General features: G+C 28.6%; 27 protein-coding genes, 3 tRNA genes, 1 rRNA gene and 1 other RNA gene. 5 read left to right on the forward strand and 27 right to left on the reverse strand.

From position 1 onward, the window contains the following. The 3 genes from KQI86_RS19535 to KQI86_RS19545 form a co-directional block, all read right to left on the reverse strand. A 16S ribosomal RNA gene (locus KQI86_RS19535) occupies positions 1-97 on the reverse strand; the annotation flags it as partial. Positions 98-432: 335 nt separating this feature from the next. Beyond that, entirely contained in the window at positions 433-1371 is a 939-nt protein-coding gene (locus KQI86_RS19540) for a GNAT family N-acetyltransferase (RefSeq protein WP_216441139.1), read from the reverse strand. A 22-nt stretch (positions 1372-1393) separates the two neighbouring features. Further along, positions 1394-2557 (reverse strand): MFS transporter, encoded by a 1164-nt coding sequence (locus KQI86_RS19545; RefSeq protein WP_216441104.1) that lies wholly within the window; start codon positions 2555-2557, stop codon positions 1394-1396. Between the two features lie 143 nt (positions 2558-2700). Between KQI86_RS19545 and KQI86_RS19550 the strand changes: the two genes are divergently transcribed. Both KQI86_RS19550 and KQI86_RS19555 read left to right on the forward strand, forming a co-directional pair. Beyond that, positions 2701-3873, forward strand: a complete 1173-nt coding sequence (locus KQI86_RS19550) for a class I SAM-dependent methyltransferase (RefSeq protein ID WP_216441105.1) — start codon at positions 2701-2703, stop codon at positions 3871-3873. Between the two features lie 27 nt (positions 3874-3900). After that, positions 3901-4554 carry a DUF4230 domain-containing protein gene (locus tag KQI86_RS19555; protein WP_216441106.1) on the forward strand — a complete coding sequence of 218 codons (654 nt, stop codon included), beginning with the start codon at positions 3901-3903 and terminating at the stop codon, positions 4552-4554. A 529-nt stretch (positions 4555-5083) separates the two neighbouring features. Here the strand turns inward: KQI86_RS19555 and KQI86_RS19560 are convergent. The 3 genes from KQI86_RS19560 to KQI86_RS19570 all read right to left on the reverse strand — a co-directional run bounded on the left by KQI86_RS19560 (position 5084) and on the right by KQI86_RS19570 (position 5725). Continuing rightward, positions 5084-5272: a hypothetical protein gene (locus KQI86_RS19560; protein ID WP_216441107.1), complete on the reverse strand. Its 189-nt coding sequence runs from the start codon at positions 5270-5272 to the stop codon at positions 5084-5086. A 12-nt stretch (positions 5273-5284) separates the two neighbouring features. After that, complete coding sequence (locus KQI86_RS19565; RefSeq protein ID WP_216441108.1) at positions 5285-5473, reverse strand: hypothetical protein; 189 nt, start codon at positions 5471-5473, stop codon at positions 5285-5287. A 90-nt stretch (positions 5474-5563) separates the two neighbouring features. After that, entirely contained in the window at positions 5564-5725 is a 162-nt protein-coding gene (locus KQI86_RS19570) for a hypothetical protein (RefSeq protein WP_216441109.1), read from the reverse strand. A gap of 185 nt (positions 5726-5910) precedes the next feature. Here KQI86_RS19570 and KQI86_RS19575 point away from each other — a divergent pair, with 185 nt between their 5' ends. Together KQI86_RS19575 and KQI86_RS19580 are read left to right on the forward strand one after the other, a co-directional pair. After that, positions 5911-7149 carry a DUF1576 domain-containing protein gene (locus KQI86_RS19575; RefSeq protein ID WP_216441110.1) on the forward strand — a complete coding sequence of 413 codons (1239 nt, stop codon included), beginning with the start codon at positions 5911-5913 and terminating at the stop codon, positions 7147-7149. Between the two features lie 2 nt (positions 7150-7151). Then, the gene (locus tag KQI86_RS19580; protein WP_216441111.1) at positions 7152-7499 is read left to right on the forward strand and encodes a hypothetical protein; all 348 of its coding nucleotides are present in this window, start codon (positions 7152-7154) and stop codon (positions 7497-7499) included. Positions 7500-7626: 127 nt separating this feature from the next. On the opposite strand, the gene KQI86_RS19585 is transcribed toward KQI86_RS19580, so the two are convergent. The 15 genes from KQI86_RS19585 to KQI86_RS19655 all read right to left on the reverse strand — a co-directional run bounded on the left by KQI86_RS19585 (position 7627) and on the right by KQI86_RS19655 (position 17807). Next, positions 7627-8160 (reverse strand): NAD(+) diphosphatase, encoded by a 534-nt coding sequence (locus KQI86_RS19585; RefSeq protein ID WP_216441112.1) that lies wholly within the window; start codon positions 8158-8160, stop codon positions 7627-7629. A 49-nt stretch (positions 8161-8209) separates the two neighbouring features. Continuing rightward, the gene (sfsA, locus tag KQI86_RS19590) at positions 8210-8902 is read right to left on the reverse strand and encodes a DNA/RNA nuclease SfsA (protein ID WP_216441113.1); all 693 of its coding nucleotides are present in this window, start codon (positions 8900-8902) and stop codon (positions 8210-8212) included. Positions 8903-9079: 177 nt separating this feature from the next. Then, positions 9080-10465, reverse strand: a complete 1386-nt coding sequence (locus tag KQI86_RS19595) for an alanine/glycine:cation symporter family protein (protein ID WP_216441114.1) — start codon at positions 10463-10465, stop codon at positions 9080-9082. 307 nt (positions 10466-10772) lie between these two features. Further along, the gene (locus KQI86_RS19600) at positions 10773-12533 is read right to left on the reverse strand and encodes a sigma-54-dependent Fis family transcriptional regulator (protein WP_216441115.1); all 1761 of its coding nucleotides are present in this window, start codon (positions 12531-12533) and stop codon (positions 10773-10775) included. Positions 12534-12574: 41 nt separating this feature from the next. Continuing rightward, positions 12575-12835: a pro-sigmaK processing inhibitor BofA family protein gene (locus tag KQI86_RS19605; RefSeq protein ID WP_216441140.1), complete on the reverse strand. Its 261-nt coding sequence runs from the start codon at positions 12833-12835 to the stop codon at positions 12575-12577. Between the two features lie 118 nt (positions 12836-12953). Further along, positions 12954-13223, reverse strand: a complete 270-nt coding sequence (locus tag KQI86_RS19610; RefSeq protein ID WP_216441116.1) for a YaaL family protein — start codon at positions 13221-13223, stop codon at positions 12954-12956. Positions 13224-13402: 179 nt separating this feature from the next. Continuing rightward, positions 13403-13999, reverse strand: coding sequence for a recombination mediator RecR (gene recR, locus KQI86_RS19615; RefSeq protein WP_216441117.1), 597 nt, complete (start codon positions 13997-13999; stop codon positions 13403-13405). Positions 14000-14026: 27 nt separating this feature from the next. After that, the gene (locus KQI86_RS19620; RefSeq protein ID WP_216441118.1) at positions 14027-14368 is read right to left on the reverse strand and encodes a YbaB/EbfC family nucleoid-associated protein; all 342 of its coding nucleotides are present in this window, start codon (positions 14366-14368) and stop codon (positions 14027-14029) included. A gap of 62 nt (positions 14369-14430) precedes the next feature. Then, the gene (gene dnaX / locus KQI86_RS19625; RefSeq protein WP_216441119.1) at positions 14431-16041 is read right to left on the reverse strand and encodes a DNA polymerase III subunit gamma/tau; all 1611 of its coding nucleotides are present in this window, start codon (positions 16039-16041) and stop codon (positions 14431-14433) included. Between the two features lie 155 nt (positions 16042-16196). After that, positions 16197-16460: signal recognition particle sRNA large type (gene ffs, locus KQI86_RS19630), an RNA gene on the reverse strand. An 11-nt stretch (positions 16461-16471) separates the two neighbouring features. After that, positions 16472-16561, reverse strand: a tRNA-Ser gene (locus KQI86_RS19635). 110 nt (positions 16562-16671) lie between these two features. Then, entirely contained in the window at positions 16672-16911 is a 240-nt protein-coding gene (locus KQI86_RS19640; RefSeq protein WP_216441120.1) for a Spo0E family sporulation regulatory protein-aspartic acid phosphatase, read from the reverse strand. Positions 16912-17129: 218 nt separating this feature from the next. Then, positions 17130-17221 (reverse strand) — tRNA-Ser (locus tag KQI86_RS19645). Between the two features lie 4 nt (positions 17222-17225). After that, positions 17226-17672, reverse strand: coding sequence for a nucleoside deaminase (locus KQI86_RS19650; protein ID WP_216441121.1), 447 nt, complete (start codon positions 17670-17672; stop codon positions 17226-17228). 58 nt (positions 17673-17730) lie between these two features. Continuing rightward, positions 17731-17807: transfer RNA gene (locus KQI86_RS19655), tRNA-Arg, on the reverse strand. 189 nt (positions 17808-17996) lie between these two features. On the opposite strand from KQI86_RS19655, the gene KQI86_RS19660 reads away from it, so the two are divergent. Continuing rightward, a complete protein-coding gene (locus KQI86_RS19660) occupies positions 17997-18884 on the forward strand; it encodes a phosphatidylserine decarboxylase (RefSeq protein WP_216441122.1) in 888 nt (295 codons plus the stop codon). 43 nt (positions 18885-18927) lie between these two features. Here the strand turns inward: KQI86_RS19660 and KQI86_RS19665 are convergent, their stop codons facing one another. The 6 genes from KQI86_RS19665 to KQI86_RS19690 form a co-directional block, all read right to left on the reverse strand. After that, a complete protein-coding gene (locus KQI86_RS19665; RefSeq protein WP_216441123.1) occupies positions 18928-20043 on the reverse strand; it encodes a Ger(x)C family spore germination protein in 1116 nt (371 codons plus the stop codon). Then, the gene (locus tag KQI86_RS19670) at positions 20033-21112 is read right to left on the reverse strand and encodes a GerAB/ArcD/ProY family transporter (protein WP_216441124.1); all 1080 of its coding nucleotides are present in this window, start codon (positions 21110-21112) and stop codon (positions 20033-20035) included. The genes KQI86_RS19665 and KQI86_RS19670 overlap by 11 nt, the downstream gene beginning before the upstream one ends. Then, a complete protein-coding gene (locus tag KQI86_RS19675) occupies positions 21099-22589 on the reverse strand; it encodes a spore germination protein (protein ID WP_216441125.1) in 1491 nt (496 codons plus the stop codon). The genes KQI86_RS19670 and KQI86_RS19675 overlap by 14 nt, the downstream gene beginning before the upstream one ends. 164 nt (positions 22590-22753) lie before the next feature. Continuing rightward, positions 22754-24007, reverse strand: coding sequence for an ABC transporter permease subunit (locus tag KQI86_RS20560; RefSeq protein WP_216441126.1), 1254 nt, complete (start codon positions 24005-24007; stop codon positions 22754-22756). Beyond that, on the reverse strand, positions 24000-25049 hold the full coding sequence (locus tag KQI86_RS19685) for an ABC transporter permease subunit (RefSeq protein ID WP_216441127.1): 1050 nt from the start codon (positions 25047-25049) through the stop codon (positions 24000-24002). The genes KQI86_RS20560 and KQI86_RS19685 overlap by 8 nt, the downstream gene beginning before the upstream one ends. After that, positions 25049-26653 (reverse strand): sugar ABC transporter ATP-binding protein, encoded by a 1605-nt coding sequence (locus KQI86_RS19690; protein WP_343216197.1) that lies wholly within the window; start codon positions 26651-26653, stop codon positions 25049-25051. The genes KQI86_RS19685 and KQI86_RS19690 overlap by 1 nt, the downstream gene beginning before the upstream one ends. Between the last annotated feature and the right edge of the window lie 57 nt (positions 26654-26710).

Genomic DNA, 26710 nt, shown 5'->3' on the forward strand with positions numbered 1-26710 from the left:
GCTAGATTCATCCCCGAAGGGATTCCTCTCGCTCGACTTGCATGTGTTAGGCACGCCGCCAGCGTTCGTCCTGAGCCAGGATCAAACTCTCAATTTATAAGTTTAATCATTTGCTCATTCGTTGATTCTCTTTAGAATCGACTGGTTTCATTCCTCTGTTTAATTTTCAAAGACCATTGCCGCTTCAAGCGACTTTTATATAGTATCATTTTTCTTTATCGTTGTCAACAAGTTTTTTTATTTTTCGTCATTTTATTTTTTAATTTTTCATGACTTTGTTTTTTCTTGTTCGCAACGACATTTGTTATTCTAACACAATTATTCATATACAAACATGCATTATTTGTAGTTTTATAAAAATAATTTTATTTTTCTCCATTATTCTATTGATTACTCTATATATCCCATATTGATACACTAGAATCAGTTGTGCTAAGAATCTCTTATTTTACTAAAAGTTATATGATCCTTCCACCCTCCATTTATATAAAGATAGCTTTTATTTATACCTATTTCACTAAACCCACAAGATTTTAAAACCCTTTGTGATTTTATATTATCTACAAGAGTAGAAGCTTCTAATCTATGGAGATTAAGTTCATTAAAAGCATAATCCACTAATAACATTAAGGCTTCCTTCATATATCCCTTTCTTTGTTCCTCTTTATCTATAGAATACCCTACAAAAGAACTTTTAAACACTCCCATAATTATATTTGACAATTGTATCTTACCTATAAATTTATCACTTATATATATACCAAAGTTAACAGCTGTACCATTTAGAAACTGTTTATAATTATCCACCAAAGTTTTTCTTTGAAAAGACAAGGTGTAAAAATCCTTTTCTCTTATCTGCTCGAATGGTTCTAAATGCTCCTTGTTATTTATATAGTACTCTAATAATTGCTCAGCATTCTCAGGAGTCAGTATCTTTAATTTTATTCTTCTACCTTCTAATGAAGTTTTTCTTATAACATGATTATTGAACTCGTGCTTATCTATACCAAATAGTAGTTCATCTTTACGTAAGTTCCCTTTGCCAATACTGCTAGTTACAACCCCCTCTAACTCAAATCCTAATGCTGTAAAAGGATATATTTTTGTATCTTCATCTACTAATGCATTTACTTTGTATATACCCATTCTGTTAAACAGTAAAGTAATAAGTTTATTTAATGCACTCTTTAAATATCCATAGCTTTTCTCCTCATTTTTGTAGAACTTTACTCTAAAACAACAATAACTATTATCCCTTGATAACTCCACAATATATATTCTTCCTAAATTAATTCCTATTTCATCTTTAATTAGATATTCACTATTACTTCCATTAACCAATTCAATATTAACATTTTCATAATTCATAATACTTAACACCTAGCCTATATATTTAAGATAGTATTTTATTAGTTTTTTTGTATATATTATATATAAATATAATGGATATAATCAAACTTATGGGAACTAAATAAAAAGCATTATAAACACCTATCATCCTATTTAATTCTCCTATTAATTGATTAAATACCGTATTGATTAAAGAGGATACAGTAATTATTATTCCTGTTATATATGCACTCTTCTCTTTAAATACTTTACTAATGGTTACTACAATAGTAGGAAAAGTTATTGAAAAGAAAAATCCTGATAATGATATTATAATTAAACCCTTCCTTCCCATGATTAAACCTGTAGAGTAAAGAATTAAAGCTACAGTACTTAATATTAATACAGATTTTATATATCCTATTTTATCTACTATAAATCCTCCTATTAGTCTTCCTATAGCAAATAAACCAAAAAACAACGCTATATAGAAAGAACCTTCCTTTTCATTTAAGTCGTATACTTTGTACATAAAATTAACAAACCAATTTTGTGTAGCAGATTCTGCAAATACATAAAATCCTAATGCACACATATAACAAAAAATTAATGGCTTATCTAAATCATTTTTTTCTTTTTCTTCAATATCCATAACTTTTTGTGGTTCTGGTATTTTAGTAAACAAAAAAGCTATTGTTAACAAAGCATACAAAAAAGCTATGAATAAGTATATAGTTCTCCATTGCACACCCTTATATAACAATATACCAGTAGTTCTTTGAGTTATAGTTAGTCCTAACCCATAACAAAAATGAGTAAAATTCATAAATAATGCTTGGAAACTTATAAATAATATAGGTACTAATGTATTTATAGCTATAGTGCATAATGATACTCCCATATTCATAATAAACATATATATAAGTAATCCAATATATTTATGGGTAAAATAAAATCCAGTCAGTGAAATTAATAAAAACATAAAACCAAGTAGAATAACCTTTTTCTGACCTATTTTTTCACACAATATTCCTCCTATATAGGTAAATAGGATATATCCTATAGATCCAATAGAAAAAATATATGCTATTTGATGATCATTTACATTAAAATTTTCTTGAAATGTAGGTACAAAAATCCCCCTTATACTTTCACATACCGCTGATAGAATCATAGTCATAAATATCAAAGCTGTAATTTTAATAATTTTATTATTTTTATTATCCATAATTACTCCCCACAGCTATTTCACTACTATGTAATATTATAACATATGCTTATGCTTAATTATTATAAAAAAATATTGATATATGATTTGTTTATGTTAATATTTATATTAAAAATAATACTTTAAAGGAAAAGGTGTATAAAATGAATAAACAAAGCATTTCAAAACTCACTTTATTATTGATGGGATTAGAAAATAGATTTGATGAAAATAAAGATATATTTAATGAAATAGTTGTAACCTTCTTTGCAGGTTTAAAAAGCTTTAAAGGCATAGGTAAATATGATGACAACAATATTAACTTTAATTTCAATGGCAAAACCAATAAGCTGAGCATTAAAGATTTAAATATTTTAATTTGCAAAGAAGCAGAAAAATTTGATTCTTTGCAAATTTTATATAAGGAAAGAGGTACTGGTATACTTATAGAAGGTTCTAATGAAAAAGTAAATATGAAAAATATAAATATAAAAGAAACTATAGATGATGAAATTAAAACACCTCACAATAAAACTTCTACTTTATTAAATAGAGATTACTATATAAAAGTAGGTGAAGCCGATAGCTTATTAAAAGAGATTGGTATAATGTCAAAGGAAGGTAAAATTAAAAACGATAGAATAAGAAAGTATAATCAAATAGATCATTATGTTGAGTTATTAGAAGGAATTCTACACAAACTTCCTGACAATGAGACTATAAACATTTTAGACTGTGGCTGTGGAAAATCTTATCTTACTTTTATACTCAATTACTATTTAACAGAAGTTAAGAAAAGAAAATGTCATTTTATAGGATTAGATATTTCTGATGAGGTAATAAAATCTTCTAAAAATATGGCAAATAACTTAGGATATAGAAATATGGAGTTTAAAGCCATTGATATTAAAAATTACTCCCCTGACAAGAAAATACATGTAGTTATATCACTACATGCCTGCGATACTGCTACAGATATGGCATTAGCCTTAGGTATTAGATTAAATTCTGACGTAATCATAGCGGTACCATGTTGCCATAGAGAATTGCTAAGTCAATATTCTTATGAACCTTTTAAAGGCATATTAAAGCATGGTCTCCTAAAAGCTAGAATGGCAGATGTAATTACCGATGGAATGAGATCAATGATGCTCGAAGGAAATGGATATGATGTTTCTATAGTTGAATATATTTCTCCATTAGAAACTCCTAAAAATTTAATGATTAGAGCCTTAAAAACAAAAAATGAAAATAAAAATATAAAAGATGCTTATGTGACTTTAATGAATGAGTTAAATGCTAATCCTGCTTTATACAACTTCTTAAATAATTGGTAGTATGATAGGGGGATTAAGGGGGTTTATATGAAAAAGATAATAAAAAACAAAACTTTTATAATAATTATTCTTTCAATTTGTTTAGGATTTTACGGTGAATATTATTTTCTTGTAAAAGGAAATACTCATTCTTTGCCTGGAATGACTAAAGTAATAGAAAAAATGTCTAGAAAAACCATAACCAGCGAAGCTATTGTAAATAAGTTAAAAGAAAAACAGGAATTGATAGTTATGGAGGCAGAACTAGAAGACCAAGTAATGCTAGATGATAGTTGGGGAAACTTTGAAGTTTTTAAAAAAATAACATATATAAATTTTACTGGTAAAGGCATCTATACTGTAGATTTATCTAAAATGGAATCTAGTAATATAAACATTGCACAAGATAGCAAGGTTATATACATAAAACTGCCTAAGCCTGTAGTAAAATCAATTAATATAGAGGAGAATAAAACTACCTATAAGACAGAGAAAGGATTATTACGCTTCGGAGAAATTAAACTTACATCAGCAGAAAATGGAGTAGTAACTTCAAAAGCAAAAGAAAGAATGAATGAAAAATTATTAGAGCCTTCTAATATGAGTAAGGCTGAAGAAATCTCAAAAAAGTCCTTAACTGAAATAATAGATAATATATTAAATGAAAATAATAAATATAGTTTAGTAATTTCATTTTACTAGATAAAAAAGGGTAACTTTTTATAGTTACCCTTTCATTAATCTACTTAATTATATTCTTAGTCAATACTATTGCTTGCGTCCAAGGCCTCGATCCTAGTTATAGTATTGACTAAACTCTTATAAGTAGATTTTCTAATATTAACAGAACACTGAGAAGCATAAGCTCTACATTAATCAAATCATATTCTTATACCAAAATTACCCCTAATTATTTTAAACCCTATCCGCAAGAATATATCTGAGTAGAACTTATAAAGTTGTATTAAACCATATGAACTTAAAGTTTTCCACGCTCACTAAGCACATAAGCTTTAAACAATATGTCACTCCTTTGGTTCTGTTTTTTATAATTATATAGTTTCACAGTATCACTAATGATATAATTATAGCATAACTTAGCGTTGTTTAAATATGTATTTAAAACATTAATTATTATTTGAAATTCTAAATAACAACAAAAATAGACAGCATTTTATGCTGTCTTCATTACGTTTTATTTAAATCTTTTATTACTTTATCAGAATAATTTTTATGTCTGATCTAAGCCTTTTACTACTTTGTCATAATAATTTATAGTACATATACCTTTTTCAAAATTTAAACAGTTTCTACAGCTTTTATTTCTAGGTTCTCCCGTTGAAGACTGAAAACCATCATATATTGGTAAATACCCAGGACAATTATCCGCTACAGCCATCATTTCATAAGCATTCCCCATGACATTTCCTCCTTAATTTCTATAGATTCTTTCTTTAAGTGGATCAAATAGATCTTTTACACATCTTTCATTTATAAAATTTTTGCAGTTCTCACAACTATCAGTTATGTTACCTCCAATATCAGAAATGAATACAGATGCTATGGGCTCATATCCTTCACAGTTTTCAGCCACTACCATTTTCAATTCTTCATATCGCATATGTATCACCTTCTCTTTAAAATTTTAACATTGTAATACATATTGTTCCCATGAAAATAAAAAATCATACTCCAAATTTTTGGAGTATGACTAAAAATCTAATACGGATTCTGTTTCAGTACAGTACTTTGTAGTTAAACATTTACCAAGATTTCTAGGACATTTTTTACACATACAATTATTTACATCTCCTGTACAACTTCTATTGTTAAATTCCGGACAATGTTTACAATTGTTATCTATTATCTTCAACTTATTCACCTCTTATTCATATTAAAATGTATTAATTAAAATCAATAATTTAAATAATAATATTAATTATACATTAAATTTTAAAAAAATCCGCATTTTTTTTTGTTTAATAATAGACAATCTTTTCAGATTATTTTAAAATATATTTTAGGAATTAATAAAATATATTTTAAAAGGAGAACATAATGCGGAATTCATTAATATCTAATTACAGAATATTAATATTATACTCCCTTTCTTTTTTAATCTTTGGTCTTCTTGTTGATACGCCTGCTGAGATTTTAGCAGGATTAAAAACAATAATAGTTGAACCTGATATTCTTATAACAGATTATCTCGAAATAGGTGGTTTAGGTGCTTCATTTGTAAACTCAGCATTAATCTGCCTAGCATGTATATTTATCTTAATAAAAATAGGAATTAAGCCAAATGGTTCCACCTATGCCGCCATATTTACTACCTGTGGATTTGCTTTTTTCGGAAAAAATATATCTAATATATGGCCTATTTTTATAGGGACATGGCTTTATTCTAAATACAAAAAAGAACCTTATTTAAATTATATATTAGTAGCCCTTTTTGGAAGTACATTAGCTCCTACTGTAAGCCAAATTTCATTTTCGAGTAATTTACCTTGGTGGTTAGGAATTGGCCTAGGAATCTCTCTTGGTATATTTATAGGATTTATTCTCCCTCCCATATCTTCTTATTGCGTAAAAATGCATGAAGGTTATAATTTATATAATTCTGGTTTTGCTGCTGGATTAGTAGCAACGCTAATAATGGGCGTATTTAGATCCTTTGGAATAGAATTTGAACACAGATATTTATGGTCTACTGAATATACAGGAATATTATTTGTTTTTCTTATAATAATATTTTTATCTATGATTTTAATAGGATATCATTTAAATGACAATAGTTTTAAGAATTTAAAACTTCTTTGTCAACAACCAGGTAGATCAGTTTCCGATTACTATCTTCAATTTGGTGAAGGTTGCTGTCTTATTAATATGGGTATATTAGGTATTATATTTACTGTTTATGTAGTAAGTGTAAATGGAGATTTAAATGGACCTACAATGGCTGGAATATTTACCATAGTTGGCTTTGGTGCTTTTGGTAAGCATCCTAAAAATACTTTACCTGTAGCTTTTGGTACAGTAATTGCAAGCCTATTGAATATATGGCCTATTAATTCTGCTGGTATGTTACTATCCACATTGCTTAGCACTACCTTAGCTCCTATAGCAGGAAGTTTTGGTGCTATATATGGTATTATAGCTGGTTTCTTGCATACATGTATGGTTATGAATGTTGGTTATCTTCATGCTGGCCTAAATCTTTATAATAATGGTTTTTCTGGAGGATTAGTTGCAATAATTCTTCTTCCTATAATAACCAATTTAAGAAAGGAAAATTAATAATGTCTAACTCTAAACAAAAAATTCTTAGAATTATTGATGAACTTGTTACCATTTGCTATAGTATTAACTGTAAAAAATTTAATGTAAATGTTGAATTACTTGATGATAAGTGTATTCTTCATCTAAAGGGATATGTTGATAGTATTGATATTAAAAAAATAGATGATATCGAAAAATCATTAAATGTTCCTAGAGCTCACGAATTAGAAGAGTATTATTGGAATTTAGCAGGAAATGATTTATCTAATACAGAATTAAATTTAGTTGGCATGATGATAGATGAATCCACAGTAAGTTATAATAAAAAAGATAAAATTTTCGAAATAAAACTAACTAGACTAAAATGAATACATTAAAAGGTATAGTTTTTAATGATTAATCATTAAAAACTATACCTTTATTATTTACTAGCATCAGTAACAATGTCTTCTTCTAGATATCCCTGGGGTAAATTCAATAAATTAGCTTTTGCTACTAAAAACTACGTAATTCACATCTATAAGCTTTATCTCCCCTATATCCTATTTCTTTAAGCACTTTTCTCACTATATTTTTACCTATTTCATCCTCATGCATTTCACATAGAGCATCCTCTATCTTTCCCCATTCTACCCATTCAACTTCATCTGATTTTTTTATTTCGCCTTCAATATACTTTGCCATAAAAGTTAACATTAAAATTTCTTTTGAAGGTAAGTATTCACTTCCTAAATATTTTATTTCTCCAACGGTAATACCTGTTTCCTCTTTTACCTCTCTATAAACTGTATCTTCAACAGTCTCTCCATTAGTAACATACCCTGAAACTAAAACTTTAGAGTCTTTAAATATATAACTTTGTTTAAGTAATAATATTTCATTATCTTTTATTACGGCAACCACTACACAGGGCTTAGGTGTATCAAAATACATTACATCGTCTTTAGGACAATAAGGTACTCCTCCTTCATCCCAACTATCTTTAATTATTAGTTTTTCTCCACATAAAGGACAATAATTATATTTCATTATTCAATGGTTCTAAAATAAGAACCTTACACCTTCCTTTCAAAATACTTTAAAGTTTTATATTTATTTTATTATTTAATGTTATAAAACTCTCACCTACTTTACAATCATAAGCGAATAAATCTACTCCATTTTCATGAGCTAGCCTTAAGGCTTCACCAAAAGGTTTATCCATTTCATCATTGGGAGTAAAATATTTTACATCATCCATTTGAATTAAAAATAATATTCCTGCTCCTTTGCCTTCTTTTTTAACTTGGATTAATTCTAAAATATGTTTTCTTCCCCTATCCGTAGGGGCATCTGGGAATCTAGTTTCTCCATTTTCCTCTAATGTAACTCCCTTTATCTCTAAATAATACTCATCTCCTTCATTATTGGATAGTTTAAAGTCAAATCTACTATTACCATAAGTTTTTTCCCTCTGAATTATATTATAATTTGACAAAGGCTCTATTAATCCTTTTTTTAAAGCTTCTTCTACCACTTTATTTGGTATTTGTGAATCAATATTAATCAATTTATCTCCTTTATATCCACCTATAAGATCATATTTAGTTTTTCTTAAAGGATTATTTTCTTCTCTTAGAATAACAGTACATCCTAGAATTAATATTTCTCTGCATCTTCCCGTATTGGGAACGTGAACCATTATTTCTTCTCCATCTAACTTTATATATGCTTGAAACCTATTAGGTCTTCTTATAAATTCAGCCTTCACTACTTTTTTATTTATTATCATAATATATTACCTCTTTTCACTGGATAACTTAGTATGAAAACAAAAAATTATCCACATTATTCACATATATAATCACATACATTTATTTTAACATCTTATCTCTAATAATATATAATATAAATGAAATATTATACAAAAATAACTCTCTCTTATTTTTCAAAGAGAGAGTTTCTTTTTTTACATAGCTTGAGATTTTTTATTCTTTGCTTCTGCTGGCATTATATTTTGTTCAAAATCAATAAATAACTTAATAAATACTCCACTTAACATGAATAATGCTATAAGATTAGGAATAACTTCTATACCTGTAGATATATCTACTATAGTCCATATCATTTCTGTAGTTTTTCCTAAAGTTAAGAATGGTGGTATTAAGTATATCCATCTAAAAATCTTGATGTGCTTACTTCCAAATAAGTATACTATTGATGTTTCATATTCTATAGCCCATCCCACCATAGTTGAGAAAGCGAATAGTAATACACATACTCCTATAATAACGCCACCGAAGTTACCATATAAAGTTTTGAATGCCGCCATAGTTAAATCCACTCCGTTTAATCCACTAGCCCAAATTTCTGGCCCACAAGTTAATATTGCTATAGCTGTCATAGTACATATAACTAGAGTATCTGCAAAAACCTCAAAGGCTCCAAATAATCCCTGTCTTATTGGATGATCTGTCATCGCAGTAGCATGTACCATTGGCGCTGAACCCATTCCAGCTTCGTTTGAAAAAGTTCCTCTAGCAACTCCTCTTTGTAGAGTAAGCATTATACTTGAACCTGCAAATCCACCTATTGCTGGCATTGGTTGAAAAGCATACTTAAATATTAATCCGAAGGCTTCTGGTACTCTATCAATGTTAGCAAATATAATACCTAATGCTGATACAATATAAACAACACACATGGCTGGAGTTACCTTTTCACAAAATTGACCTACCCTTTGGAATCCCCCTATTACAACTGCTCCTGTCAATGCTGTTGCTAATGTAACTGTAATCACTGGTGGTATATTAAATATATTTTTCATAGCAGCTGACATTGTATGCGGTTGAACAAAAACAGCTGTTCCTAGAGCTCCAATGACCATCATTAAAGCAAAAAATTTAGCTAATGGTTTCCATTTTGGTCCTAATCCTCTTTCAATATAATACATAGGTCCGCCATAAAAGTTCCCATTCTCATCCTTATCTCTATAATGAACTGCAAGAGCAACTTCTACCATCTTTGTCATCATGCCAAGCAGAGCAACTACCCACATCCAAAAAACAGCTCCTGGACCTCCAACAGCTATGGCCGTTGCAACTCCTGCAATATTAGCATTACCTACTGTTCCCGCTAGTGCTGTAGATACGGCCTGGAATGGAGTCATTACTCCTTCACCCTTTACCTCGTCCTTCTTAAAAATAGTACCTATAGTATTTTTTAAAATATATCCTATTTTTCTTATTGAGAAAAATAGAGTTTTAACATTAAACACTATTCCAGTTATAAAAATTAGAATCATTGTTGGTGGTCCCCAAAGAGTATTGCCTAACCAATTTAAAAAGTTTACCATAAAAAGCCCCCCTTATTATTTTGCTTTAGTATATTTATTACTTTAATAAATCCTTAAGTATAGTCTCATATCCTTTACAGCTATCAATATGCTTCCTCCTTATTTATATTAATTTTAAAGTGTAACTTTAATATGTACTTTTTAATTTAGCAAAATACATGCCAATATGGAAAATCATTACAGTATGTATTTTACAATATTTACAATAAAAAAACCATTATCAATTCGATAATAATTATCAAACTGATAATGGTCTAAAGTATATTGATTTTTCAAACTTTTCATTACATTTTTTTAAAATAAGTTATCATTTCGATAAATCATACTCTTCTATTTTCCTATACAATGTAGCAATACCTATTCCTAATTTTGCTGATGCTATTTTTTTACCTTCCGTAGTCCTTCCATATAAATTTAAAGCTTTTTCTATTTCTCTTTTTTCTAAATCCTTTAAATTATATATTTGAGTATTTTCTATTGCTTGTCCTTTTGATTTTTTATCCATTATACTTTTAGGTATAGTACTTAAGCTTATTATTCCATCTGTTCCAACCATATTTATTACGAACTCAATTGTATTTTCCAACTCACGTATGTTTCCTGGCCAATGATAAGTGTAAAATACATCCCATACTTCTTTTTCTATTTTTACTGACAAAAAATCCTTATTAAACAAAGTTAAATATTTGCTCATAAAATATTCTATAAATAACTTTATGTCCTCTACTCTTTCTCTTAAAGGCGGAATTTCTAAAGGTATTACATTTAGCCTATAATATAAATCTTCTCTAAATTTTCCTTCCTCTATCATTTCAAGTAAATTTTTATTTGTTGCTGCTAAAACCCTTGCATCTATATCAATTGACTTATTGGAACCTATTCTAGTGATCCTTCTTTCCTGAAGTACCCTTAATAGTTTTGTTTGTAAGAATAAAGGCATGTCCCCTATTTCATCTAAAAAAATAGTTCCTTTATTAGCTAATTCAAACTTACCTATTCTTCCCATAGGATCAGCACCAGTAAATGCCCCTTTTACATAACCAAATAGTTCACTTTCCAGAAGGGTATCTGGTATAGCAGCACAATTTATTGCTATAAAAGGATGATCTCTTCTATCACTTTCATTATGTACTGCTCTAGCCACCATCTCTTTACCTGTACCACTTTCTCCTGTAATAAGTATTGTAGACGTAGAAGATGTTACTTTTTTTATAGTAGCTTTTAAAATTTTCATTCTTTTGCTATCACCTAAAATATCATCACAGCCTATATACTTTTTAGAATTTGAAATCTGGGTTAATCTATCTTTAAATTCTTTTGAGTCATGGAAAAAAAATATTTTATCATAATCTTCTTCATTTAGATAGACAGGATATATACTTCCCAATAACGTAAAATTTTCATTATCAATGGTGACTTTATATTCATGTAGATTAAAAATACTATCTCCATTAAATCTTATGGAAACCTTACTTTGAGAATAATTATTTGATAACCTAAGATATTTTGATGCATTTTTATTTATATGACTAATATAATTATCCCTATTTAATATAAGAACTCCCTGGTCCACTTTATCTATTATTGTGTTAAACAGTTCCATCAATGTTTGATTTCTAGTCTTTTCCTTTTTATCATATGCAGCTATACTTATAAATTCAGATATTTGTTTTAGGAAGGCCATATGAATATCAAATCTTTTCATTAAATGGTTTCTTTGTTCATCTGTTAAACATATTAAACCTATAACTCCTATAGTTTCACCTTTTAACTTTATAGGGCTACTCATTTCAAATTTTTCTTCACATATATCTCTTTTCGGACAAGGTATACATAATTCATCTTTCCCAGGATCGTATATTATTTGAGCTTGTCCAGATTTTAGTACATTTTTATAAGCGTAACCCTCATCAGCCATATTTTTATTTATTTTATCTTTGAATATTCCAGTTCCTGCAACTCTATATAAATTTTCATCTACTATTTCAACTTCTACATTTAAAATTTGTGATATTATGTTAGCATATTTTATAACTGAATCCTGTATTTCCATCAAATATGAAGCCATATTTCATCACCCTTCATTGGTATTTCATATCTGTAAATTTATTACATTATAGTTTTAAATAATATCAAAAATATAACACCTGGCACACCAAAAAATCCTGCAATAATTGCTGTTACTGCATTTATACCTATGCTAAAATTAAATAAACTACCTACAGTGTTAATTAATAATAATAATACAGCACCCATTACACCATTTATGATTAATTTTATTAGCATCTTTAAAGGCCAAGAAAATACCTTTACTATTAATATTAATCCTATTATAGAAATCAAAAAATATCCTATGTATTCCAAAAAAATCCCCCCTTCTAATTTGTATACTATATTTTAAAATCAATAATTAATATTTAATTATTGATTTTAAAATATATGTTATCCAATTAATCATTATTATATAAATATTATACACTTATGTAGATTATACTGCATTATATTCATCTAATACATATTTATACTGTAATTTTATCTTTTTATCTTTAGCCTCATTTAATAGATAAGTGTATCTAGCCTTAGCTGCTTCTTCCATATATATTGCATAATCGATTAATCCAGGATCCTTAACCATTTGAAAATATTCCCTTGCAACCTTTATATCATTCATAGCATCTATAATGGAGCATATTAATTTCTTTTCTTCCTTAGTATATCTTCTATCCTTTTTTAATTTATTGAAAAAACTCTTGTTCATAACAAAACCTCCTGCTTCATTTTAACTTAATTCTTGACATGAGGCAGGAGGTTTATACAAGGTTAAACTAAATACCTGTCATTAAGAAAATATATTTGCTTAACTGAAAATAAAAAAAGAGTATTGAATATAAAAATTTACTGTATTTATCATTCAATACTCCTTATTAATTTTATTTTCTAAATTTCTTTTCTACCTTCTAAAGCCTTAGATAATGTAACTTCATCTGCATATTCCAAATCTCCTCCGACAGGTATCCCGTGTGCTATTCTAGTTACTTTTGCTCCTAAAGGCTTTAATATTTTTGATATATACATAGCTGTAGCTTCCCCCTCCACGTTTGGATTAGTAGCTACTATAACTTCCTTTACAACTCCATTTATCCTGGTGATGAGCTCTCTTAATTTTATGTCGTTAGGTCCTCTCCCTGCCATAGGTGATATAGTACCATGAAGTACATGATACATTCCATTATATTCTTTGACTTTCTCCATTGCCATTATGTCCTTAGGCTGTTCTACAACACAAATAAGACTCTTATCTCTATTAGGATTGCTACATATAGAACAAGGATCTGTATCAGTAAAATTTCCACAACTAGAACAATATTTTATGGTTCCCCTAGCTTTTACTAAAGCTGCCGCAAATTCTTCTACTTCATCCTGCGGTAAATTTAGTACATGTAAAGTAAGTCTCTGAGCAGTCTTATTTCCAACGCCAGGAAGCTTAGCAAATTCTTCAATGAGTTTTTCTATAGCTATAGGATAAAACTCCAACTCATTCACCTCATCTCAAAAGTTAAATTAAAACATTCCAGGAATATTTAATCCGCCTGTTAATTTTTTCATTTCATTTGCTGTTTCATCTTCTGCTCTTTTTAAAGCTTCGTTACAAGCAGATAGTATAAGATCTTCTAACATTTCAACATCATCAGGATCTACTACTGCTGGTTTTATCTTTATATCTATTATTTCCTTTTTACCATTAGCAACAGCAATTACTGCACCACCGCCAACGCTAGCTTGGAATTCTTTATTTTGTAATTCTCCTTGCATCTCTTCCATTTGTTTTTGAAATTTCTGAGCCTGTTTCATTAAGTTATTTATATTTGCTCCACCAAAATTAGGCATTCCACCCTTTGCCATTATAAACTCCTCCTTTAATATATTAAATTTTAGTTCACCTTAAGATGTAAACTATTATAGCATTATTCTTCAATTATCTCTACTATGTCCTGACCAAAAGTCCTAATTAAAATCTCTTCTGGGTTTTCTTCCTCTTCTGCTTTATCTACTATATATTTTATTCCAACTTTTTCTTTTAGTACCTCTGAAAATATATTTTCAACTAATTTTTTATTTTCTTCTCTCTCCAACCTTTGTTTATTGAAGGCATATTCTTTGTCATATTTTATAGTTATAATACCGTCTTTACACTCTACAGGATTTGCTGTCATTAAGGAGGCATATAATACCATACTCCTCTTGCCCTTAAATGTTTCCAATATATCTTTCCATGATTTTTTTACCATTTCCAAAGTTAAATTAGAATGAGGATTATACTCGCTAACTGGCTGTATCTTTATATTGCTTTCATCTAACTTACTCTTATCTTCTTTCTCTTTAACGATTTTTGGTATTATTGCTTCACATGCAACTTTTATTTCACCTGTCTTCATAGCTTCTTCTAGTTTGTTTAGCCTTGATAGTATAACTTCATTAGATGTATCATACTCTATTTTGCACATTTTTATTAGTGCTAATTCTAAATATACTCTACTCTGTTTTGTCCATTTAGATTGTTCTTCAGCATCTTGAAGTATTCTTATATTCCTCATTATTTCTTCTATTCTTATTTTATAGCCTTGTTCTTTTAAAAGTTCAATATTTTCTTTCGACATATCTAATAATTCATCTGGATTTTGGCTCACCTTTACTATTAATAAGTTTCTCATATGATTTATCATATCTTTAATAAATAAATGTATATCCTTGCCACTTAATACTATTTCCTCTACTACTTTTATTGAACTTTCTACATTCTTATCAATGATACTATTAGTAAGTTTTATTAAGTTGTCATTAGTAACTAAGCCTAACATATTAATTAATTTTTCATAATCTACTTTTCCATTTCCCATGGAAATTGCTTGATCTAATATACTCAAAGCATCTCTCATAGCTCCATCAGACATTCTAGCAATTAAACTTAGACTTTTATCATCTGAATATACACCTTGCTCTCCAACGATTACTCTTAATAGTTCAAATATCTCATCACTTTTTATTCTTTTAAAGTCAAATCTTTGACATCTAGATAAAATAGTTATAGGAAGCTTTTGAGGATCTGTAGTTGCTAATATGAAAATTACATTGGAAGGTGGTTCTTCTAAAGTCTTTAAAAATGCATTCACGGCTCCTTGAGATAGCATATGGACCTCATCCATTATATATACCTTAAATCTTGCTTCTCTTGGAGGATAATTTACCTCTTCTACTATTTCTCTAATTTTATCTACTCCATTATTTGAAGCTGCATCAAGCTCAATAACATCTATTAAAAGATTTGAATTTATCTTTTTGCATATTTCACAATTATTACAAGGCTCACCATCTTGTAAGTCCAAACAATTTACGGCTTTAGCCAGTATTTTTGCTGTTGAAGTTTTTCCCGTACCCCTTGTTCCACAAAAAAGATAAGCGTGAGCTATTCTATTATTCTTTATTTGATTTTTTAATGTAATAGATATATGTTGCTGTCCCACTAAATCTTTAAATTTTTTAGGTCTCCATTCTCTATATAAAGCAGTATAGGACATTCAAACTCACCTCTTATAATATAATTTTTCTACATACCTTATTATATATATAAAAACAGTATTTTTAAACATTAAACTATTTTTCTTTAATTAAGTTTATAAAACAAAAAAGCAATAAACTCTCATAGTTTATTGCGTAAAATACTTAATTTAAACCGTGCACCCCGCTTCGACAATAACATATGAGCGTTACCTATACAGTTAACTCAAACCAGGTTTCTCCACGGCACACGAAAATTATCACTTACCGCTGCTTCCTTCCGGACCTGACGGGGTTCATGAGTTTCCGTTGCGTGGGACCCAGTTCTCAACGCCACTTATATAGGTCAGACCCCACATATTATTGCCTAGGCGAGGGATTCAACCCTGCTATAGCGGATTGCAGGTACAGGGCACCGCTAACTCCCCGTCTAGCACGGCAAAGTTTATATGGCGGAGAGAGAGGGATTCGAACCCTCGGTAGAGTTTCCCCTACACACGCTTTCCAGGCGTGCTCCTTCAGCCGCTCGGACATCTCTCCACGGATTTCTCATGAATATAATATATTTTATTATATTAGCTAAGACAAAACTTATTATACTATCAATAAGAATTTAATTCAAGGGTTTTTTGTAAAATTCTCTTTGATAATTACTTTTTATTTTTTACCATATTTATATATTCATTTAATAACTTGTCCATATATTGACTTACTTCTAATATCTGCTTACTTTTTTCAACTTTATCAATATCACAGGATATTTCATTTAATAGTTGCCTAGTTACCTCTATTTCTTCTTCTATATTATTTAAATCTATTTCTTCAATTTCTTTTTCAAATATAAAATCTTCGCTTAAATCGTAACTTGAGGATATTATTTTTTTATTCATATATAATCCTCTCCTTTAAATAAGCATATTTTAAATTTAACACTAATAAATGTTTTATTTATGAAGTATATCATCATTAATATGTTAAGTAAATAATGGATTAAATACACTTTTTTATGCATATCTACTTAATAACTACTATTATAATAGTTTTATTAGTTATTCTACATGAGATGTAATATTATTTTGTAATAATTTGTTGGTTGTTTTTATAATTATGGCGGAGAGAGGGGGATTTGAACCCCCGGTAGGATATTAATCCTACAGTTGATTTCGAGTCAACCACCTTCAGCCTCTCGGACATCTCTCCATGTTCAATTTATTCTTTTAGATTTAAAAAAATCTTCTAATAGGATACTACATTCTTCCATGTATAGCCATTTTACGTCTACATAAGTTTTTAAATATCTATTTTGTAAAATATTAATCGCCGAACCACATGCTCCAGCATTAGGTTCAAAGGTGCCAATATATACTCCTTTTAGTCTAGAATGAATTATAGCACCTGCACACATAGGGCATGGTTCTAAAGTAACGTACATTTCACAACCATTCAATCTCCAATTCCCTAAAAAATTAGAAGCATTTTTTATAGCAATCATTTCTGCATGAGCAGTCGAATCTTTCAGTGTTTCAATCATGTTATGTCCTTTTCCTATTATAACATCATCTTTTACTATAACTGCCCCGACAGGAACTTCACCTAGTTTCTTAGCTTTTCTAGCCTCTTCTAAAGCATAATGCATAAAAAATTCACTCATAATTATTTTATCCTTATAACTAAATATATTAAAAGCCTACAGTATCTACTGAAGGCTTTGGTGCGCCCGAGAGGAATCGAACCCCCGGCACGCGGTTTAGGAAACCGCTGCTCTATCCTACTGAGCTACGAGCGCATATAATTATTTCTATAATAATTTATTATACTTCATTTTCACTATCAATACAAGTTTAGTTTAATTTTATTACTATAAATTCTTTTAATAGTGTATTATATTATATAACAAATAATAATTCTTTTATTTTAACTTTATTTAATGTAAAATATTGATAAGTTAGTATTTTCATATACTTTGGAGGAAAACATGATTAAAATTTTTAATAGAAAAACAAAAACCTACGATATTGAAAAAATTTCAGGAGAAAAATATTTAAACTGGATTTATGATACTTCTGTGGGAGTATCATTGTTAGAAATATTTTTGAAAAGAAAATTTTTTTCTCATATTTATGGAAAGTATTGTGATAGCAGTTATAGTTCAAAAAAAATCCCTTCCTTTGTTAAAGATTTTAATATAAACATGGATGAGTATGAAAATAGTTTAGATGAATTTAAATCTTTTAATGAGTTTTTTATAAGAAAAATAAAATCTAAATATAGACCTATTGCAAGTGAAAAAAACCTCTTAATTTCTCCTGGTGATGGAAGAATATCAGTTTATGAGAACATAGATTTAAATAAAATAGTACAAATAAAAAGTTTTCATTATAGTATGAATGAATTAATTATGAATGATGAAATTGCATCCTTATATAAGAATGGAACTTGTATAATATTAAGATTATGTCCAACGGATTATCATAGGTTTCATTTTATAGATGACGGTATTTGTGATAATACTATAAAAATAGATGGAAAATATTATTCAGTAAATCCAATAGCATTGAAAAAAATTCCTAAATTGTTTTGCCAAAATAAAAGAGAATGGTCTTTATTTCATACAGATAACTTTGGTAAAGTATTGTATTTAGAAGTAGGGGCTACTTGTGTAGGATCTATAATTCAAACTTATCGTCCTAATAAAAGAGTATCAAAGGGCGATGAAAAAGGTTATTTTAAATTTGGAGGATCAACAGTGATACTTTTCTTAGAAAAAGACAAAGTAAAAATAGATAGAGATATAATTGAACAAACTAATTTAGGATATGAAACAAAAGTTTTGATAGGTGAAAAAATTGGCACTAAAATATAAAGATAAAGTTCACTATATATTTAATTAAATATATAGTGAACTTTTAAAAGTTTCCTCTTCCACCTTTAATAACTTTTACATTTACCTTTACATCTATATTAGAATTACTTACTACATCATCCCAATCTACACCTGTTCTTCTCCCATATTTAGCAGCCGCTACCCTTCCTAATTCTAATAAATCTAATTTATATTCTGTCTGCATTTTTCTTATAAAATCTTTACATTCTTTTTCAATTTGTTCTTCAGCTTTTTCCTTAAATATTTTTTCATTTTCTAAGCTGCCAAAAACTTCATTCTTAGATTCATCGTATTCTATTGTTGCACCTATGTTTAAATCTATTTTAAAGTTATATTTATTATTTTCTTTATTTACTTTAACTTTTCTTTTAGCATCTGCTGAGAAGCTAACATAATTTACAGGATTGTATCTTATTGTAATTTCTCCCTGTGTGTTATCAGATTTTAACATATTTAATATTTTTGTTTCATTAAGATCAAGTTTAAGCACCATTTTGTCTTCTTTAAAAACAGCTACTCCTGTTACCTCTATCCCTTCCTCTTTAGCCTCTATATATGGCAGTATAACCTTTCTTCCCTCTGAAAATATTCTTACAAAAATATCTGTCATTTTATAATCATCATCAAAAAAATAGGCATACTTTAAATTTTTTATTAATCCTTCTATGTATTCACTAGGACTAGAGCCTCCTTTTACAGGATATTCAAAAATATCAATTGCTTTCCCTTTACAAACAGTAACTAATCCTAAATCACTTATTATAGATGTATTAAAAATACCTTCTACTATATCCTTTATACCATACATCGCTACTTCTTCACTTAAAATATAAACTCTCTCTAACCCTAAAAAAAATTTTTTATCTGATTTTACTTGCCTTGATGATCTAGCTTCTATTAATGATTCACCTGTTCCAGTTTTTACATCAGTAGTAGGTGGCTTATTTACTTGAAATCTGTAGTGATTTATTGGTACATCATATATCACATTTTCTCCCAATCTAAACTTTATGTCATAACCTACACCTATTGGAATCAACAATTTTTCTACATACTCAACTCTATCGTCTTTTTGCCCAAAATAAACGATAAAAATAATTATACTTATCATTATGGCTATTTTATATTTATTTTTCATATATATCATCTCTTTTTACAAAAATGCTTATAGTCGTTATATAAATTAAGTTATATATTATTACAATAGTACCCAACAACATACTTAAATACTGTGTTCTTATAAGGTTTTTATAAGATATTGATACAATTAACAATATAATAATGGATATAGTATATGATATCTTATCATTTTTAAATTTAAACACATCTTGAAAGGTAAAAGAACTAAAAAAGCAGTAATTAACTAAAGTTTTCAAAATAACATTTGTCCATAGAAAAATAAAAATATATCTAAAATTATTTACTAACGGTATATTAAGTGTTTCAGTAATAATAATCATTGGCCATCTCAATTTCTTTATAACTTCATCTCCTAAATAAAATAATGTTATAAATTGAACCCATATGTAACACAATGCAACCAATAAAAGTGCCAAAATAGAATACTTTTTTATTTGTTTCTTATCACTAATAAAAGGATATATTAAAAATGCTGCTTCCATACCTATAAATGAAAATATACCAGAATATGCTCCTTTCATCACATCAACTATATTAGTTTTAAATACAGGTAAAACATTTAAAAAGTTTCCCTCTTTCAGTGCTGCACTTGGAATCAATAACAAAACTATTGTTACAAAAAACACAATGTAATTTAATCTTGAAACAACCTTAAATCCTTTTATTATTGTATAATAGCAAACAATTGCCATAAGAATTATTATGTTATTTCTACTTAAAAAATAAGATAAATAATTGGTTAATACATAACCAATATAACTAACTATTATGGAGGCTGAATATAAAAAATTTAATGCGAGTATTAAGTTAAATATATTACCTAATATATTCCCAAAGTATTTTCTGCTTAATTCTAATATATAATTATTCGGTTTTTTATTGCTGACATATATCATAATTACCCATAAATATAGTGGATATAATAAGGCTATTAGTATAGAAATCCATCCATCTTCATGGGCATACTTTGATACATCTGCAGGCAACGTTAATATTCCTATGCCAATAATTGTTCCTGATATTATGGTCATAAATTCTATAGGAGTTATAATTTTATCTTTTTCCAAACTTAGACCTCCTATACTTTTCTCTAAAATTGCTTTGTCTAGTATTATCCTTTTGGGCTATATCCTCAGGTCTCTTATTCATCTTCCAAGCAGGTGCTCTTATAATAACATCTTTATAATCAGCTTTATTTAATGTCATATAAGGAAATCCAAAACTATCTAAACTTAACAAATGTACTATGATAATATACCAAAATAACACTATTCCAATTATACCCAAGAAATTAGATACTACTAGCATTGGAAATCTCAACAGCCTAATAGTTAAAGCCATTTCATAGTTTGGTATTAAAAACGTTGATATTACAGAAATTCCTATTACAACAAGAGTCTCAGGGCTTACTACTCTAGCTCTTACAACCATTTCACCAATTATTATACCTCCAACAATACTTAGTGTATTTGCAATTTTACTAGGAAGTCTTAAACCTCCTTCTCTAAGTAATTCAATTACTATTTCCATTAATAATATTTCATAAAAAGGGCTTAAAACTATACCTGTTCTTGAACTTATAAGCGGTACAACTAATTCTAATGGAATTATTTCTACATTAAATTTTATAAAATTTAAATATAACGATGGTAATGTAATTATAGTAAAAGCTGAAAAAATTCTAAGCATTCTTGAAAAAGATGCTACTATAAATCTTTCATAATAATCTTCTACTGTTTGAAAAAACTCTATGAATAGAACTGGTGCAGTCAATATTTGAGGTGCTCCATCTACTATTATAGCCACTCTACCTTCCATTATATTTGCTTCAACTACATCTGTTCTTTCTGTGGTATAAAATTGTGGAAAAATAGTGTACGTATGATTTTCTATGTATTGTCCTAATTCTCCAGTAGATGAAATGTGAGCAACATCTATCATTTCTAATCTTTCTTTTATATAATTTATTAGTTTATCACTAGCTATATCTTTTATATATAACAGGACTACATCAGTTTGGGATCTTTTACCTATTACTGTTTTTTCTATTACTAAATTTTTATCTTTTATTCTTCTTTTGAGAATACTAATATTTACTTCTATATTCTCAACAAAAGCTTCCCTAGGGCCTCTAATAGAAGATTCAGTGCTTGACTCGGATATATGTCTATGTTCTCCACCTGTTGTATCTATAATTATATATCCAGGATTATTGTCTATTATCAATATAGTCTTTCCTCTTTTAATGCCATCTATGACCTTATTGATATCTTGTTCTGTCTGTGCATCGCCCATACATATATATTTTTTACAAATATAATCATTCAAATTTTCTTTTTCTTTTAAGTCTTCCTTTACCTCTATCATTAATGGCTGTAATATGTACCTGTTTATTACATCTTTGTTTGTTAATCCATTAATATATAAAATTGCAGCTTCTAAATATTCATTTGAGCCTATGAATAGTTTTTTTATTATTAATTGGCTATTATCTTCTAGAGTTTTTGAAATCAAATTTATTTTATCATCTAAAATATTACTCATATTATTACCACCGATAAATAGTTATTATTTATTACTTGTATTTTAATCTTTTATAGATAAAATTATTCAATTATAAAAATATACTTTAATATATGGACAAAAGAAAACATCTGTAATTTTTATGATTACAGATGTTTTATATTTATAATTTTATATTTATAATTTTACATAGATTTTGATTTAATCAACAATTGCTTCTTCCAGGCATGTAATCCTAAAGAAACACCTATTACACCGTATGCTACAAAAACTCTAAAATACTCTCCTATCTGAGGATTATCAAACAAATTTTTACCTGCCATTGGCGAAACTATAAATAAAGTATGAAATAATATTACCCCTAATATCGCCTGTCCATTGGTAGCTTTAGATACAGAAGCACCTCCTATTAAAAGAGCTGCTATAGCAAACATACCAACTTGTTCATGACTACCATAAGTGTTTAATGTTCCAATGTTTTGAAGAAAAATTAACTGCCCCCAAGCCGCTAATACTGTAGACATTATAATAGCAATAATTCTTACTTTATTTATTTTAATTCCAGATGCATTTGCTACTTGCATACTATGGCCTACAGTTCTCATATCTTGACCTAATTTAGTTTTTACTATAAATATATTGAATAGGCATAAGAGACCTATTACTAGCATTGTTACTATTGGCACATTGATAAATTCTAATGTAAATTTCCACTTTGGTAATATATTTACTAATAGAATTATAGATAGGGATAAGCTTAAGCATACTATTCTTTTTATATATTGTTCTCTTTCCCTTATAATCTTATATAAATTATATAAAATTACAATTATTAATGTTATTAGAACCGCTTCGTACATAGATAATTTAAATAAATTATTTAATAAATTGTCTAATGAATATTTTATGGTGTCCTTTAAATCAACTGTATTTTTAATTCCTATTCCACCACTTAAAACCAATACAGGGTTTTTCATAGGTATAAGAGTTCCTACTAGAAATAAAAATAAGAATTGATATAGACCATTAGCAAAGAAACCTAATATCATACTAGCTATCATTTCCTGTCCTTTAGTTTTATTTAAAAGCTTACCTGTTAAATAACCAAAAATAATAGCTAAAGGAGTACTTATTAATACACATAGTAAAAATCCTTTCATTCCTATTATATTCCAATGAGTTACTGCTATAACTGCAATTTGCCCCGCCATAGCTCCAATTACTATTCCAAAGTTCAATCCCATACCTGCAATAACAGGAATTATAAGAGCAAGAACTAAAAATGAATTCCTAGCTACTCTTGCCATCAACTCATCTAATACAAAGGAAAGAGGTTGGCCTGAAAGTTTAATTCCTACTAAACATAATACAACAAATAATATAGTAACTATATTATCAAATAAACCCTTTTTAACTTTTTTTAATAAATCACTATTCACCTATATCCCCTCCTCCTACCTTAGTTAGAGCATATAGAATTATACCATTACTCAATATTATCCTTACTACTTCTGCTAAATTACCCTCTGTAACTATTTTATTGGCAACAGGAAGTCCCATTGTCAGTAGGCCTTGGAATAAAATAGTTCCTATAACAACATGTGATATTTTAGCATTAGCAGCCGAAGCTCCACCAATGAGTATTGCTGCAACAGCTGCAAATCCCATCATCATTGGAGCTTGGTAAAGCTGGTAAAATCCATAGCTTTGAGCATATACTATAATTCCGACTGCTCCAAAAATTGTTGATAACATGGTTCCAAATATTCTAGACTTATCTACATTTATACCTGAAGCTTGTGCAAAATTAGAATTACTTCCTGCCGCTATCATAGATACACCTTTTTTACTTCTCAAAATCAACCACATCAATAAGCAGCAGAATAAAAACATTAATATAAGCCCTGTAGGAAATTTTACTCCAGCTAATTTAAAGGAAAGAAATTTGTCTAATTGCTTATCGTATCTATCCGTAAGTGTTATAGTAGTTCTTAATCCTTTTCCAATAGGCCATTTTAACTCAGCACTTTGGAAGGGAAATAAGAGCCATCCTATGCACATTAAAGATACTGCTGAGAAACCTGCATAAGTGGATACCATCATCTCTGATCCTTTTACTTTATTTAAAAGCAAAGCATACAAATATCCTACTATAGCCGATATTGGGATAGATATTAATATAGCTACAAATAAGGCTGTAAAGCCTCTTAAATTCATTTCTATACTTATTAATCCTCCGATAAGTCCAGCTAAAATACCTAAAGGTAAACCAAAGTTAAGCCCTATTCCGCAAAGTATGCCTGGTACCATGGCAAGAACTAATATACCATTCATTCCAACTCTTACTAGAGTGTCTGAAATCAAATCTTGGAGGGAAAGTTTAAGCATCAAAGATAAAACACATAAAAATAAAAAGAAAGTTATAATTATAATTCTTGGTAAACCTATTTTATCTATTAAATGCTTAATTCTATTTTTCATTATAAAACCTCCTCCCTTTCTTGTACATTTTTACTTCCTGACATAAGCAATCCAAAGTCTACATCACTATCCTCAGGTTTCAGAATACCTGCAATCTTCCCTTCTGATACGATTGCAATTCTATCACAAATTGATCTAAGCTCTGCTAGCTCGCTTGAGGTTATTACCACCGTCATTCCAAGGTCATTACTTAGTTTAACTAATAATTCAAGTACTAATTTCTTAGCTCCTATATCTATACCTCTGGTTGGTTCTGAAACAAATAATATCTTAGGATTCATAGTAAGTGCTCTAGCAATGCATACCTTTTGTTGATTTCCTCCACTTAATCTTCTTGTGATTTGTTGAGGCCCCGTGCATCTTATATCTAAATCCTTAATTAGATTTAACGCATGAGCTCTAATTTTACTACTATCAATTTGATTAAATAGTCCAAAACTCTTTACAAACTCACTATTTATTTCTATTGCTGTTAATGCTATATTCAATTCTATAGACTTATCTAATAAAAGTCCTACTCCTCTTCTATCCTCTGATACAAATGCAATTTTATTTTTTAAGACTTCTCTTGGATTATTTAATTTTAAAGGTTTGTTTTCAAAAAACACTTCTCCTTCTGCTTGGAAAAGTCCCATAATTCCATTAGCTATTCCTATTTTTCCTTGTCCTGCTAATCCTCCTATCCCTAGTATCTCACCTTTCCTAATATCTAAATTGACCTCTTTAACTTTTTCTCCAGGCATATTTACCTTTAAACTTCTAATGTTCATAATAACTTCTTGATTATTTATTTCTTTTTCATTATCTTTTACTATTCTCTCAATACTTCTTCCTACCATTAATTGTGCAAGTTCTATAACATTAGTTTCCTCAACCTTTTTACTAGATACTAACTCCCCATCTCTTAATATGGTTATATTATCACACACTGCCATAACTTCATCTAATCTATGGGTAATAAAAATTATTGCTATACCAGAGTTTGCTATATTTTTCATAGCCTCCATAAGTTTATCTGCTTCGCTTTCTGTAAGAACCGCTGTTGGTTCATCAAAAACCATGAGTTTTATATTTTTTTTATCTATTTCCCTGGCAATTTCAATAAATTGCATATAACCTACTGGAAGTCCTTCTACTTTTATAAATTCTTCTATATTTAATCCTGTTATTTTAAGAGCCTCTCTTGAATCCTTATTCATTTCATCAAAATCTAAAGTCTTAAGGCTTTTACCAAACAATTTGCTTATTAAGTTATTTTTAGTAAGTTCCCTATTAAGTTTTATATTTTCTGTAATACTAAAACCTGGTATGAGCATAAATTCTTGATGTACCATACCTATGCCTTTTTCCATAGCTTCTTTAGGGGATTTTAACTTTACTTTCTCATCTCCAATAAATATCTCCCCTTCATATCCTCCAGTAGAGTGAATCACTGGCATCCCAAAAAGTATATTCATTAAAGTAGATTTTCCCGCTCCATTTTCCCCTAATAATGCATGAATTTCACCTGGCTTTATCTTTAAATTTACTCCTTTTAAAACTTTGTTTCCAAAATAATCTTTTTTTATATCTTCCATTCTTAGAACATATTCTTCTCCACTCAATTAATTAACCTCCTCTACAAATTTTCAAAAGAAAGTATATAATTAAAAAACAAGGTT

This window comes from Clostridium mobile (genome assembly GCF_018918285.1).
GTDB lineage: Bacteria > Bacillota > Clostridia > Clostridiales > Clostridiaceae > Clostridium_AW > Clostridium_AW mobile.